This window comes from Janthinobacterium sp. SUN118 (assembly GCF_030397695.1).
Lineage (GTDB): Bacteria > Pseudomonadota > Gammaproteobacteria > Burkholderiales > Burkholderiaceae_D > Janthinobacterium.
On sequence record NZ_JAPUBV010000002.1, the window covers coordinates 573,665 to 587,449 of the forward strand.

The window sequence follows — 13,785 nt, forward strand, 5'->3', positions numbered from 1 at the left end:
GTTTCTGTCGCCACATTTTTAAGCGTAAAATATTATCAAAAAATAACTGTCCGCACATTTATTTTGCAACGTGTTTTCACTCTGCGGGGGGGCGTCCTACATCAGGATCAGGCCAAATCCTGCTTGACTTGAGATGTTACAGAACTATACTACCATCCATGTAGATGGCAATTGGATGCCACATGGAGTACACGGAGACTTATGGCCAAGCAAGACAGCAAGCCCAAAATTGGGGAATCAGAAAAAATCACGATCAACCTGGGCTTGATCGACCTGGGGCAGATCGATCTGCTGGTGCAGGAAGGATTTTATTCCAACCGTACAGACCTGATCCGTACGGCCATACGCAATCAGCTGGGCACACACGCCGACGTGGTCAGGCAAACCGTCGCCCGTAAAAGCCTGGTATTGGGCATGCAGCATTATTCGCGCGCCGACCTGGAAGCGATCCAGGCAGCCGGCCAGCGCCTGCAAATCCAGGTGCTGGGACTGGCCAGCATCGCCAGCGACGTCTCCGTGGAATTGGCACTGGCCACCATCGAGTCGATCTTCGTATTAGGTGCCCTGCACGCCAGCACCGTCGTCAAGACGGCGCTTGCAGGGCGAATTCACTAGCGTATTGGTTCGCGGCGATGGCCCGGCCGATGCGCGGCACCGTTAAGGATGGTCATGAAACTAGCTCAAGACATGTTCGCGCACATGCGCGCCGCAACCCGCAATTTGATGGGCAATAACCTCGCCAAGGGTCCTGCCGCCGCCACCGAAGCCATCCAGCAGGCGCTGGCCGCGGCCGGTCTGGCGCCGCAGGCTGCGGCCACGCAAGCGCCGCCGCCCATGCGCGATATCAATCCACCGCCATCGGCTGCGCAGCCGCAGCCTGGCGCCACGCCGGAGACGCCTCCCGCCCCCCCCACGCCGGCACAGGCGGCGCAGGAATTCGCGCAAGACTTCATGGCGCGCCTGGGCGTGCCGGCCGGCCTGGGGCAGCACAGCTTCGACATGCCTACGTTTCAAGCGCCCGGTTTCAATACGCCGGGCACGGCGCCGGCGCATCTGCCGGCCGGCGCGCAATTCATCGATGGCGTGTACCGCAACCATGCGGGCACGCGCGCCTATAAACTGTATATTCCCAGCAGCTACCATGGCCAGGCCATGCCGCTGGTCGTCATGCTGCACGGCTGCACGCAAAATCCCGACGATTTCGCGGCCGGCACGCAGATGAACGCACTGGCCGAAGAAAAGCAGTGCTTTGTCGTCTACCCGGCACAGACGCAGGGCGCCAACAGCTCGCGTTGCTGGAACTGGTTCAATGCGCTCGACCAGCAGCGCGACCAGGGCGAACCATCGCTGATCGCCGGCATCGCGCAGCAGGTCATCGACGAGTATCCCGTCAACGAGCGCGAAGTGTTCATCGCGGGACTCTCGGCGGGCGGTGCCATGGCCGTCATCGTCGGCACCCTGTATCCGGAAGTCTTTGCCGCCGTCGGCGTGCATTCGGGCCTGCCCTTCGCCTCGGCGCAGGACTTGCCGTCGGCGCTGGCGGCCATGAAGGGCGGTGCCATGCCCAATCCCAAGCGCCAGGCACCGGCCGGCGGCGTGCCCATCATCGTCTTCCACGGCGACCGCGACACCACCGTCAACCTGCGCAATGGCGATGAACTGATCGCCCAGGGCGTGCGCAGCCAGGCCGGCGGCAAGGCGGCCAGGGCCGCGTCCACCGACGGCAGCGTGCCAAACGGCCACCGCTACACGCGCACCACGCACAGCCAGGCCGATGGCTCGCCCCTGGGAGAATACTGGGTCATCCACGGCGCCGGCCACGCCTGGTCCGGCGGCAGCGACAGCGGCAGCTATACGGACGGCAAAGGTCCGGACGCCAGCCGCGAGATGCTGCGCTTCTTCAAGACCGTCAGCTGACCACTTACCTCACTGAAGGCGCGCTTGGCGGCGCCTGAAGCTGAACGTGACATGCAAGGCGCCGGCCACGCCAGGTCGGGCGGCAGCGATACCGACGGCAAGGGCCAGGACGCCAGCCGCCGGACGCAAAACAGCTGCGCTTCTTCAATACCGTCAGCTGATTTTTTCGGCAAACGGCGCCACCTGCCGCTGCTTGTCGGCGATCTCGCACACGCCGTCGGCATAGCGGTTGGAGATGGCGATGAACTGGTCCTGGATCTCCAGGAAGGCGTCGACGATCTCGGCGTCGAAGTGCGACCCGCGCCCCTCGACGATGATCTGCACGGCCTGCGCATGGCCCATGCCCTGCTTGTAGATGCGCCGGCTGATCAGCGCATCGTACACGTCGGCCAGCGCCATCAGGCGCGCCGAAATCGGGATGGCCTCGCCGGCCAGCCCCTGCGGATAGCCGCTGCCATCCCATTTTTCATGGTGGCTGTAAGCGATTTCCTTCGCATACTTGAGGAAATCGACCTCGATGCCCAGTTCGTGCTCGGCCGCCAGGATGGCGTCGCGCCCCAGCGTGGTGTGCGTCTTCATGATGGCCATTTCATGCGGCTCGAAACGGCCAGGCTTGAGCAGGATATGGTCGGGAATGCCCACCTTGCCGATGTCGTGCAGCGGCGCCGTCTTGAACAGCAGTTCGATATTCTTGTCCGTCAAAAAATCCCGGAAGCGCGGCAGGCCGCGCACTTTTTCCGCCAGCGCCTTCAGGTAATGCGAGGTGCGGCGGATATGATTGCCCGTCTCGCTGTCGCGCGTTTCGGCCAGCGAGGCCATGGCGTGGATGGTGACGTCCTGCAGCGCCTTGACCTCCTGCACGCGGCGTTCCACCTCGGTCTCCAGGTACTGGTTCTGGTCGCGCAAAAAATCCTGCATCTGCTTCATCGCCAGCTGCGTCTTGATGCGCGCCAGCACGATGGGCGCCGAAATCGGCTTGGTGATGTAATCGACGGCGCCCAGGGCCAGGCCCAGCTGCTCGTCGGCCACTTCGCTCATGGCCGTCACAAAGATCACGGGAATGCCGGCCGTGGCAGGATTGCCCTTCAGCGCGCGGCACACGTCGTAGCCGCTCATGCCCGGCATCATGATGTCGAGCAGGATCAGGTCGGGCTGGTCGCTGCCGGCGGCGATCTTCAGCGCGCGCTCGCCATTGACGGCGATCTTGGTGCGGTACTCGTCTTCCAGCACGGCGCGCAGCAGGTCGATATTGTCTGGCGTGTCGTCGACCACCAGGATGGTTGGCTTGCTTGCCGGCGCTCTCATGCCCGTCCTTCGCTCTGCATAGTTGTCCTTGTCACAGTGTCAGCTCCAGCGCTTCGGCCACCTCGCCCAGCTGCGCCAGCGCACCTTCAAAATCGTATTGTCCCAGCATGCGCTTGAGTTGCCGCGCGTGTTCCGCCTGCCCTGCCGCGACCAGCACGGGGCCGATGCCATCGAGATGCTTGACCGCCTGCGCATCATCCTGCTGCAGCAGCTGCGACAGCTCGCGCAAGCCGGTCTCCAGGCGCGCCCGGTCCACCTGCGTCACCGCGACGCCGGCCGCTTCCGCGACGGCGCCACGCGCTTGCATGGCCAGCACGATCTTCGGCACCAGCTCGTCGAGCGCCAGGGTGCAGGCGGCCAGCGCCTGCGGCAAGCCGTCGTGCGAACCGAGGCTGAGCAGATGCTCGACCCGCGCCGCGCTGTCGGCCAGGCCGCTGGCGCCGATATTGCCCGCCAGGCCTTTCAGCGTGTGCGCTTCGCGGATGGCCGTCTCGAGCTGGTTGTTTTCGATGGCGGCGACGATGCGCAGCATGGCGTCGAACTGGGTTTCCACGAAGCGGTCCAGCAATTTTCGCATCAAAGCGGCATTGCCGCCCACGCGGCGCATGGCCTCCGCCATTTTCAGGCCGGCGACCACGGGCAATTCCGCGTCCGCCTGCGCCACCGCCACATTGACTTCCTGCGGCATGGCCGGCGCGATCCAGCGCGCCAGGGTACCGAACAGCTGGGCCACGTCGATCGGCTTGGCGATGAAGTCGTTCATGCCGGCGTCCAGGCATTTTTCCTTGTCGCCCACCATGGCATTGGCCGTCATGGCGATCACGGGCAAGTTCGAATAGCGCGGATCCTGGCGCAGCTTGCGCGTGGCCTGGTAGCCGTCCATCACCGGCATCTGGCAGTCCATCAGCACGCCGTCATAGGGGTTTTCCGCGATCTTCGCCAGCGCGATGGCGCCATTGCCGGCGATGTCGACGCGGATGCCGGCGTCGCTGAGGATTTGCTGCGCCACTTCCTGGTTCACCTCATTGTCTTCCACCAGCAGCAGCCAGGCGCCGCGCAGGGCGCGCTCGTCGTCGCGGTAGCTGCTCTGGCGCTGCGTCTTGCGGCTCTGTCCCGTCACGCCGCCAAACACGAACGAGATCTGGTCGAGCAGGGTCGAAGCGCTGACCGGCTTGTTCAAGACGCCGTCGAGCGGCAGCTCGCGCTGCTGCGCCGCCTCCAGCAGCGCCTCGCGGTGAAATGCCGTGACCATGATGCAAGCCGGCGTCGCATCGATGCCGGCGGCGTCGGCACGGATGCCGGCCAGAGTATCGAGGCCGTTCATGCCCGGCATCTTCCAGTCCATCAGCAGCAAGCCATACGGCCGCCCTTCGGCGCGCGCCTGTGCCACGGCGCCGATGGCCAGCGTGCCGCTGTACACGGCGCGCGCCTCGAAGCCCAAGGCCGTCAGCATACCGACGAAGATCTCGCGCGCGCTGGGGTTGTCGTCGACCACCAGCACGCGCAGGCCCTCGAAGCGCTGCTGATGCTGCAGTTGCGGCAGGCTGTCGCGCGGCACGGCGGCCAGGCCGAAGCGCGCCGTGAAGAAGAAGGTGCTGCCCACGCCCGCTTCGCTTTCCAGGTCGATCTCGCCTTCCATCATTTCCACCAGGCGCTTGCTGATGGTCAGTCCCAGGCCCGTACCGCCATGGTGGCGCGTGGTGGAAGTGTCGGCCTGGGTAAATGCCTGGAACAGCTTGCTGCGCTGCGGCGGCGTCAGGCCGATGCCCGTGTCGCGCACGTCGACGCGCAGCACGGCCGCGTGCTCTTCGAGCTGCCGCAGGCGGATGCTGACGACGATCTCGCCCTTGTCCGTGAATTTGATGGCGTTGTTGGTCAGATTGATCAGCACCTGGCCCAGGCGCAGGGGATCGCCCTGCAGCGCGTTGGGCACGTCGGGGGCGACGTCGAACAGCAGTTCGAGCCCCTTGTCCTGGGCCCGCATCACGGACAGGTCGGCGATCTGCGCCAGCACGTCCTCGAGGAAGAAATCGACCTTTTCAAAGGCCATCTTGCCCGCCTCGATCTTCGAGAAATCGAGGATGTCGTCGATGATGGCCAGCAGGTTTTTCGACGCCGACTCCACCTTCTCCAGGTAGTTGCGCTGGGTTGGCGTGAGCTCGGTCTGCAGCGCCAGGTGGGTCATGCCGATGATGCCGTTCATCGGCGTGCGGATCTCGTGCGACATATTGGCCAGGAAGTCCGATTTCATCTTGGTCGCATCCTCGGCCACCTCCACGGCATGGCGCAGGTCCTGCTCGACGGCCAGGCTGGTGCTCATGTTCTTCAGCGCCTGCATCAATTCGCCCGTCTCGTCGCGCGACGTCACTTCGATGACGGAACTGTAGTCGCCATTGGCCACGCGGGTGGCGATCGCCACCGCCTCGCCCAGCGGACGCGTGATCGAGCGCGCCGACCAAGCAAAGGCCAGGCCGATCAGCAAGGCGGCCAGGCCGATGCCGCCCATCAGCATCAGCGAAGTATCGATGTCGCTGCGTATCCTGGCCGCGCTGTCGCGAATCTGCTGCTGCTGCAAGTCATCGAGCTGGCCCACGTACAGCAGCACCTTTTCCAGCACGGGCAGGGTCTGCGTCTGCATGGCCTGCTCCGCGGCCGCATCGTCGCCGCGCTCGACCAGCGCGAACATCGTTTGCAGCGACGCGTAATAGTCGGTGCGCGCATGGTGCATCTGCGCGAGCAGGCGCCGCTCGTCGGAGCGCGCATCGAGGCTGTCGAGGATGCGCACCTGCTCGTCGATGCCCTGCCGGATCGCCTCCAGGCGCGCCTGGTTCGCCTGGCGCAGCGCCAGCTGGTGCTGGATCGGCAGGCTGGCGATGCGCGTGGCCGCCTCGCGCGCCAGGCCATGGATCTTGCTGGTGGCCTTGGCGGCAACCCAGTCGCGCTGCAGGATATCGTCGGTCTCGGCGCGGATCGCATAGATGCGGCTACCCGCGAGGACGATGACGACCAGCATCAGCCCGATCAGGATGGCATAGCCCGCATTGATGCGCACGCCGATCCGGATATCCCTGAAACGCATGACAGTTTCCTATCAGAAATTCTTAAAAAGCGAAGTCTGACCGTATTCCCCTACAAAATGCAAGGTCTTTTGCAAAGCAATTGCACGCCAAAGCGCTTATTTGGCCGATGCGGCCGCTTTTACAGGAGGCGCCAGCGCCGTAATGTGGGCTTGCAGGCAGGACGGGCACCAGCACCCCGCGGCGGCGCTGCCCGGCACGGGCACGGTCGCTGGCAGGGCCGTGCACCAGCACGGAGTGTTGGCGTTCGGATCGCGCTGGCCACACTGGAAAGTGGCGCCGCAGAGGGTACACTGACTCATGGCTATGTTTGAATTGGCAAGTGTGTGACACGCTGTCATGCTGGGCGACGCAGATGTAACTGGCCGTAAAAGGGCTGGCTGGAGGACATATCGGGCCAGACTATAGGATGATCAGGGAAAATACAACAAGATCGCCCTATAATGCCTCCAAGATTTTCTTCTTCCCTGTAAAATCTCACAAATCTATTTTCCGGACTCGCCATGAATCAACTAGCTAACTTGAACCTGGACATGAATGACGACTTGACGGCGGTGTCGCCGCAAATCAAGGCGCAGATTCTGGCCGAGGCCCTGCCATACATCCGTAATTTCCATGGCAAAACCATCGTCATCAAGTACGGTGGCAATGCCATGACGGACGAGCGCCTGAAGCACGGCTTCGCGCGCGACGTCATCCTGCTCAAGCTGGTCGGCATGAATCCCGTCGTAGTCCACGGCGGCGGCCCGCAAATCGACAATGCGCTGAAAAAAATCGGCAAGCAAGGCACCTTCGTGCAGGGCATGCGCATCACCGATGAAGAAACCATGGAAGTGGTGGAGTGGGTGCTGGGCGGCGAAGTCCAGCAGGATATCGTCATGCTGATCAACCATTACGGTGGCCAAGCCGTGGGACTGACAGGCAAGGACGGCGGCTTGATCCGCGCGCGCAAGATGCAGATGCCTGACCGTGAACATCCGGGCGAATTCCTCGACATTGGTTTCGTCGGCGAGATCGACGCCATCAACCCGGCCGTCGTCAAGGCACTGCAGGACGACGCCTTCATTCCCATCATCTCGCCGATCGGCTTCGGCCAGGATGGCCAGGCCTACAACATCAACGCCGATGTCGTGGCGGGCAAGATCGCGGAAATCCTGAAAGCGGAAAAGCTGATCATGATGACCAATATCGCCGGCGTCCAGGACAAGCAGGGCAACCTGGTAACCGACCTGTCGGCGCGCGAAATCGACGAGATGTTCGCCGACGGCACGATCTCGGGCGGCATGCTGCCGAAAATCTCGTCGGCGCTCGACGCCGCCAAGTCCGGCGTGAACACGGTGCACATCATCGATGGCCGCATCGAGCACTCATTATTGCTCGAAGTGTTGACCGAGCAGGCTTTTGGTACTATGATCCGTTCGCACTAAAAAAATCGCAACGCATCACAGCGAGTAGTTTGGCGGCGCAGATCACCTGGCGCCGCTTTTAATTTGCCCTTGTAGCTCAGTGGTAGAGCACTCCCTTGGTAAGGGAGAGGCCACGTGTTCGATCCACGTCAAGGGCACCAACTATATCTCCCCGCAGCTGAAAAAATGTCCATGACGGCGTTGTCTCGCCTCGCCGTACATGCGTACTGTCTTCGGCTCGACGCCTTGCCCTGAACACTTTTCCATCTGCTCTGCCGTCATCTCCCCAGCGTTAAAAATGCCCATGGCGGCGTTGTACTTGCTCGCCGTACTAGCGTACTGTCTTCGTCAGTACGCCTTGCCCTGAACACTGCTCCATCTGCTCTGCCGTCATCTCCCCAGCGTTAAAAATGCCCATGGCGGCGTTGTACTTCCTCGCCGTACTAGCGTACTGTCTTCGTCAGTACGCCTTGCCCTGAACACTTTTCCATCTGCTCTGCCGCCGTTTGTTGCGCGACTGAGCGAGTACTATCTCTTCTTTAGTTTAATACACCCGTTCCACCTTCAGGCCCCGCTGGCGCAGCAGGTCCGGCACGCTTTTCGTCCCGACCAGATGCAGCACGCCGATCGCGGCCAGGCTGTGCTTTTCGCGCGCCAGCAGCTTGGCGATGCCGTCGGCCAGGGCCGGGTTGCGGCCGTCGAGCAGCACCTTTTGCACGAACTGCGCGGTGAACGACGGATCTTGCGCGGCCTTGGCCGCCAGCTTGTCGAACGCGGCCGCATCGGCCGTGCGCCAGGCATTGGCGATCTCGCGCGCTTCCTGGCTTTGCTCCTGCTCCTCGATCGAGGTCACGCCGTCTTCCAGGAAGCGGCACTGGTCGGCTGGCGTCATCGCGCCGAACAGCGCCATCTGGCCTTCCATCGATTCGAGTTCCAGCACGGGGATCTTGCGCGCCTTGGCCTGCTGCGACAGATAATTGTCGACGGCCAGGTCGGAGCGGTAGCCGAGCGTGGAAAATTCACCGATGGCCAGCATGCTGGCCAGCATCCACGGCTTCATCGGCGCCACCGACTCTGGCGCGATGCCGTATTTTTGCAACAACGGCGCCAGACGCGGCGCCAGGGTCTGGCGGCAGTCGGCAGGCACCTTGCTGCCCGGCGTATCCATGCCGTACTTCAGCACGGCGCCGAGGGCGGCGCGCGGGTCGGCGCCCGGATCGATCTCCAGCGCCAGCGCGCCGGCGCCCTCCAATGCCTGCGTCACCGTCGGTTCGAGCGGGTAAAAATCGGGGGCGCCGACGTGGATGGTGCCGAACAAATACAGGGTATGTCCGGCGTCCTGCACCTTGAACAGGGCGCCCCGGTTTTGCGCCACCGGCGTCGCGTCGGCAAAGGCCGCCTGCAACGGCAGCAAGAATAATCCGCAAAACATCACTATAATCTGGCGTCGCATGGTTTTCCTGATTGTTGAATTTTTCATCTTTGCTTAAAGACTCCTGTGCCTGTGTCCCATCTTAACCGCTCGTCGCCGGTCTGGCTGTTTGACCTCGACAACACGCTGCACAATGCCTCGCACGCCATCTTCCCCACCATCACGGCCAATATGAACACGTATATTGCGCGGGTGCTGGGCGATGGCGTGACGCCGGCGGACGACGCCGTCGTCAATGCGGCGCGCGCGGCCTACTGGCGCCGCTATGGCGCCACTTTGCTGGGCATGGTCAAGCACCATCAGGTGCAGGCCGCGCATTTTCTGCACGAGACGCATACCTTCGGCGATTTGCGGGCCATGATACGCGCCGAACGGGGACTCGGGGCTTTACTCAAACGCCTGCCTGGCCGTAAAATTTTACTCACCAACGCGCCGCTGCGCTATTCGAGCGACGTGATGCGCCACCTGGGCCTGCGTCAGCATTTTTCACAGCATATCGCCATCGAGGCGATGCATGTGCACCGCCAGCTGCGGCCCAAGCCATCGACCCTGATGCTGCGCAAACTGATGCGCAAGCATCAAATCCGGCCCGGCCGCTGCATCCTGGTGGAAGATACGCTGGCCAACCTGAAGGGTGCAAAAAGACTGGGGCTGCGCACGGCATGGGTCACGCAATACCTGAAAATGGCCGATCCGATCGGGGTGGCGACGTTGCCAAAAGCGTTAAATCGCCCCGCTTACGTCGATGTCAAAGTAAAATCTGTCCGGCATTTGGCACGCCGCCTTCATCGCCTGCGTTGAAGGGGAAGGCCTCGGCCTCCGGTTGACGCCGGACGCCAGACCGCTAGCGGCGGTTTCGGTACTCCCCATCAAGGCAGCATTTTTTTTAACTACAAGAGAAAACATGGCAAGCACACCGCCGGGCCAACGCAGGCTACAAATTCTTCAGGCCCTCGCCGCAATGCTGGAGCAGCCGAAAGGCGAAAAAATCACCACTGCCGCACTGGCCGCCAGACTGGCCGTGTCGGAAGCGGCCCTGTACCGCCATTTCGCCAGCAAGGCGCAAATGTTCGAAGGGCTGATCGAATTCATCGAGTCGAGCGTCTTCGGCCTGATCAACCAGATCGCGGAAAAGCACAGCGACGGCATGACGCAGACGCGCGACATCATCGGCATGCTGCTCAATTTCGCCATCAGCAACCCGGGCATGACGCGCGTGCTGATCGGCGACGCCCTGGTCAATGAGGACGAGCGCCTGCAAGTGCGCATGAACCAGTTCTACGACCGCGTGGAACTGGCGCTCAAGCAGGCCTTGCGCGTGGCCGCGTCCGAAGGCCATGGCAAGGAAAGCGAAGTGGCGGCGCGCGCCACCCTGATCGTCAGCTTCGTCATCGGACGCTGGCACCGCTATGCGAAAAGCGGCTTCAAGATCAATCCATCCCAGGAAGCGGCGCTGCAAATCGCCATGCTGCTGGGATAAATCACCGCTGTCGCTGTCCCCATGTCCACCGACTGTTTCGCCCTGCTCGACGACGCCAGCACCCCTGGCGCCGGTTCGCGCCTGTATACGGGCCTGGCGGCGGTCTTGCAATGCAGCGAGGGGGAACAGTGGCCGGCCCTGCTCGAAGGGCTGCAAGCGGCCCTGGATCGCGGCCAATACGCCGTCAGCGTGTGCAGCTACGAACTGGGTGCGCACTTGCTGGCCATGCCGCCGCGCGCGGCCAGCGTTGACGCGCCGCCGCTGGCGCAGGTGCTCGTCTTCGAGCACTGCCGGCAGCTGTCGCAGGACGCCGTGGCGCAGTGGCTGGCGGATCACGCGCCGGCCTCCGACACGCCGGCTGGCGTGGCCGGCATCCGCGCGAATATCGACCAGGCCGAATTCACGCGCGCGCTGGATCGCATCCACGACTACATCGTGGCCGGCGACACCTACCAGGTCAACTACACCTACCGCCTGCGCTTCGACGCCTTCGGCTCGCCGCTGGCCCTGTATGCGCGGCTGCGCGCGCGCCAGCCCGTGCCGTATGGCGCGCTGGTGATGCTGCCCGATGGCGGCGCCCTGCTGTCGCTGTCGCCCGAACTGTTCGTGCGCCATGCGCAGGGCGAGCTGATGGCGCGCCCCATGAAAGGCACGGCGCCGGCCGCCCCTGCAGAACAGGGGGAAGAAAACGCGCGCCGCGCCGCCGCCCTGGCACGGGACCCGAAAAACCGCGCGGAAAACCTGATGATCGTCGACCTGCTGCGCAACGACATCGGCCGCATCGCCGCCACCGGCTCCGTCAAGGTGCCCGCCCTGTTCGAGGTGACGCGCTACAGCAGCGTGCTGCAGATGACCTCCACCGTGCAGGCGCGCCTGCGCGACGACGCCACCCTCAGCGACATCTTCCAGGCCCTGTACCCGTGCGGCTCGATCACGGGCGCCCCCAAGCGGCGTACCATGGAAATCATCGCCGAACTGGAACCGGCAGCGCGCGGCGTCTACACGGGCGCCATCGGCTGGTTCGATCCCCCGCTCGCCGGCACCAGCCACGCCGTGGGCGACTTCTGCATGTCCGTGCCGATCCGCACGCTGGCCCTGCAGGCGCCCGGCGCCGGCGGCATGCGGCGCGGCGAGATGGGCGTCGGCGCCGGCATCGTGCTCGACAGCGATGCCGCGGACGAATACGCGGAATGCCAGCTCAAGGCGCGCTTCCTGACGGGGCTGGCGAACGACTTCGAACTGTTTGAAACCCTGTACGCCAGCCGCGACCATGGCTGCCGCCAGCCCGAGCGCCACCTGGCGCGCCTGGCCGTCTCCGCCGCCTACTTCGGTTTTATCTGGGATAACGGCGCCGCCCACGCCGCGCTGCAGGCCGCCTGCGCCGAACGCAGCGACGACGCGCCGTTCCGCCTGCGCCTGGCGCTGCGCCAGGATGGCCAGTTCACGGTGCAAAGCGGTGCCCTCGCCGCCTTGCCGGACACGGTGAAGATCATGCTGGCGCCGGACGCCACCGTGGCAGACGACCTGTTCCTGCGCCACAAGAGCAGCGTACGCACGCGCTACGACGCCGCCTGGCGCGCGGCCGAGGCACAAGGCGGCTTCGACATGCTGTTCTTTAACGAGCGCGGCGAGCTGACCGAGGGCGGGCGCAGCAATGTCTTCGTCCGGCTGGACGGCCGCTGGCACACGCCGCCGCTAGCCTGTGGCCTGTTGCCCGGCGTGCAGCGCGCCGCCATGCTGGCCGATCCGGCCTGGGATGCGCAGGAAACCATCATCACGCGCGCCATGCTGGCAAAGGCCGAGGCCATCGTCGTCTGCAATGCACTGCGCGGCGCGCTGCCAGCGCAACTTACAGCCTCCGCCTGAAACCTGAAACAGTTCAGGGCAAGGCGCAGCGCCGAAGGCAGTGCAACTGCACGGCGAGGCACTGCAACGCGGCCATGGACTGTTTCAGCCGCTAGGCGTCGATGCGCATTTCATAACCGCCGTAGATCATGCGCTTGCCATCGAAAGGCAGCTTGGCCGGATCCATCATCTCGGCCAGGCGCGGGTCTTTCATGACCTTGTCGTTGATTTCATCGCGCTTGGCGCGCGACTCGTAAACGATCCAGGAAAACACCACCACTTCGCCATCCTGCAAATCCACCGCCTGCGGAAACGAAGTCCACTTGCCCGGCTTGACATCGTCGCCCACGCATTCGCGAAATTCCAGCGCGCCATATTCGCGCCAGACGGCGCCACAGGCGCGCGACATGGCCAGGTAAGCATCGAGCTTGGCTTGCGGTACGGGAACGACAAATCCATCGACATACGCCATGATGATCTCCTTGATGGTTGTTTTGACAAACGCGAACAACCAGCTTAGGACAATGATGGCAAGACGACAAGCACAACATTAAAAAAAAAGCAGGCGCCTGGCCTGCTTTTGTATCGGCAGCTTACAGCGCCAGCGCTTTTTCGACGGCGCCCACGAGCTTTTTATCGTCCGGCGTCACCTTGCTGGGGAAGCTTTCCACCACTTTGCCATGGCGGTCGATCAGGTACTTATGGAAATTCCAGGCCGGCGTCTTGCCCGTCTGCTTGATCAGGTCCACGTACAGCGGGTTCGGCGTCGGGCCGGACACCACCGATTTGGCGAACATGGGGAACTTCACGCCATAGGTGTTGTAGCAAAAATCGGCGATTTCCTTGCTGTTGCCCGGTTCCTGCTTGCCGAAATCGTTCGACGGGAAACCCAGCACAACCAGGCCCTTGCTGCCGTACTTCGCATACAGCGCCTCGAGTCCTTCGTATTGATTGGTAAAACCACAATAACTTGCCGTATTTACCACCAACACGACCTTGCCCGCATACTGGCACAGGTTTTGCGGCGCTTCATCCTGCAGGCGGTTGAACGTCTGCTTGAGGATGGCAGGGCAGGCCGCTGGCGCAGCGGCGCTCGCAGCGGTAGCCGCATCGGCAGCATGGGCCGGCATGGCCAGACTGGCACTGGCAGCGAGGGTGGTCAGCGCGAACAGCTGGGCAAGGGTCTTGGACATGAAGGGCACCATGGTGGTAAGAAAAAAAACCATTCTATGCCAAACGCCGCGCGCACGTATGAGACGAACAACAACAGCGTTTCCTTGAGCGACATCAAGGCCAGCGCAGTACTTGCCCACGGCACAGCAT

Annotated in this window: 12 protein-coding genes and 1 tRNA gene; 7 read left to right on the forward strand and 6 right to left on the reverse strand. The window is 63.3% G+C overall.

The features are described 5' to 3' along the window. Positions 1-201 precede the first annotated feature (201 nt). Positions 202-615 carry a CopG family transcriptional regulator gene (locus tag O0880_RS18255; RefSeq protein WP_046681879.1) on the forward strand — a complete coding sequence of 138 codons (414 nt, stop codon included), beginning with the start codon at positions 202-204 and terminating at the stop codon, positions 613-615. Positions 616-669: 54 nt separating this feature from the next. After that, positions 670-1,917 (forward strand): PHB depolymerase family esterase, encoded by a 1,248-nt coding sequence (locus O0880_RS18260; RefSeq protein ID WP_289887921.1) that lies wholly within the window; start codon positions 670-672, stop codon positions 1,915-1,917. 153 nt (positions 1,918-2,070) lie between these two features. On the opposite strand, the gene O0880_RS18265 is transcribed toward O0880_RS18260, so the two are convergent. The 3 genes from O0880_RS18265 to O0880_RS18275 all read right to left on the reverse strand — a co-directional run bounded on the left by O0880_RS18265 (position 2,071) and on the right by O0880_RS18275 (position 6,640). Beyond that, entirely contained in the window at positions 2,071-3,222 is a 1,152-nt protein-coding gene (locus O0880_RS18265; protein WP_289887922.1) for a two-component system response regulator, read from the reverse strand. 31 nt (positions 3,223-3,253) lie between these two features. Next, the gene (locus tag O0880_RS18270) at positions 3,254-6,301 is read right to left on the reverse strand and encodes a response regulator (RefSeq protein ID WP_289887923.1); all 3,048 of its coding nucleotides are present in this window, start codon (positions 6,299-6,301) and stop codon (positions 3,254-3,256) included. 96 nt (positions 6,302-6,397) lie between these two features. Then, positions 6,398-6,640, reverse strand: a complete 243-nt coding sequence (locus O0880_RS18275) for a cysteine-rich CWC family protein (RefSeq protein ID WP_354669898.1) — start codon at positions 6,638-6,640, stop codon at positions 6,398-6,400. Positions 6,641-6,832: 192 nt separating this feature from the next. Here O0880_RS18275 and argB point away from each other — a divergent pair, with 192 nt between their 5' ends. Together argB and O0880_RS18285 are read left to right on the forward strand one after the other, a co-directional pair. After that, positions 6,833-7,726, forward strand: coding sequence for an acetylglutamate kinase (gene argB / locus O0880_RS18280; protein ID WP_010393729.1), 894 nt, complete (start codon positions 6,833-6,835; stop codon positions 7,724-7,726). A 65-nt stretch (positions 7,727-7,791) separates the two neighbouring features. Then, positions 7,792-7,866 (forward strand) — tRNA-Thr (locus O0880_RS18285). A gap of 383 nt (positions 7,867-8,249) precedes the next feature. Here O0880_RS18285 and O0880_RS18290 read toward each other — a convergent pair. Further along, positions 8,250-9,119, reverse strand: coding sequence for a TraB/GumN family protein (locus O0880_RS18290; protein ID WP_289887925.1), 870 nt, complete (start codon positions 9,117-9,119; stop codon positions 8,250-8,252). A gap of 84 nt (positions 9,120-9,203) precedes the next feature. On the opposite strand from O0880_RS18290, the gene O0880_RS18295 reads away from it, so the two are divergent. The 3 genes from O0880_RS18295 (at position 9,204) to pabB (ending at position 12,483) form a co-directional block, all read left to right on the forward strand. Further along, positions 9,204-9,938 carry a pyrimidine 5'-nucleotidase gene (locus O0880_RS18295; protein ID WP_083412056.1) on the forward strand — a complete coding sequence of 245 codons (735 nt, stop codon included), beginning with the start codon at positions 9,204-9,206 and terminating at the stop codon, positions 9,936-9,938. 103 nt (positions 9,939-10,041) lie between these two features. After that, positions 10,042-10,617: a nucleoid occlusion factor SlmA gene (slmA, locus tag O0880_RS18300; protein ID WP_071325876.1), complete on the forward strand. Its 576-nt coding sequence runs from the start codon at positions 10,042-10,044 to the stop codon at positions 10,615-10,617. Between the two features lie 21 nt (positions 10,618-10,638). Next, entirely contained in the window at positions 10,639-12,483 is a 1,845-nt protein-coding gene (gene pabB, locus O0880_RS18305) for an aminodeoxychorismate synthase component I (RefSeq protein WP_289887926.1), read from the forward strand. 91 nt (positions 12,484-12,574) lie between these two features. Here the strand turns inward: pabB and O0880_RS18310 are convergent, their stop codons facing one another. Beyond that, positions 12,575-12,934 (reverse strand): DUF1428 domain-containing protein, encoded by a 360-nt coding sequence (locus O0880_RS18310; RefSeq protein WP_071326769.1) that lies wholly within the window; start codon positions 12,932-12,934, stop codon positions 12,575-12,577. Positions 12,935-13,055: 121 nt separating this feature from the next. Then, the gene (locus tag O0880_RS18315) at positions 13,056-13,655 is read right to left on the reverse strand and encodes a glutathione peroxidase (RefSeq protein ID WP_289887927.1); all 600 of its coding nucleotides are present in this window, start codon (positions 13,653-13,655) and stop codon (positions 13,056-13,058) included. Between the last annotated feature and the right edge of the window lie 130 nt (positions 13,656-13,785).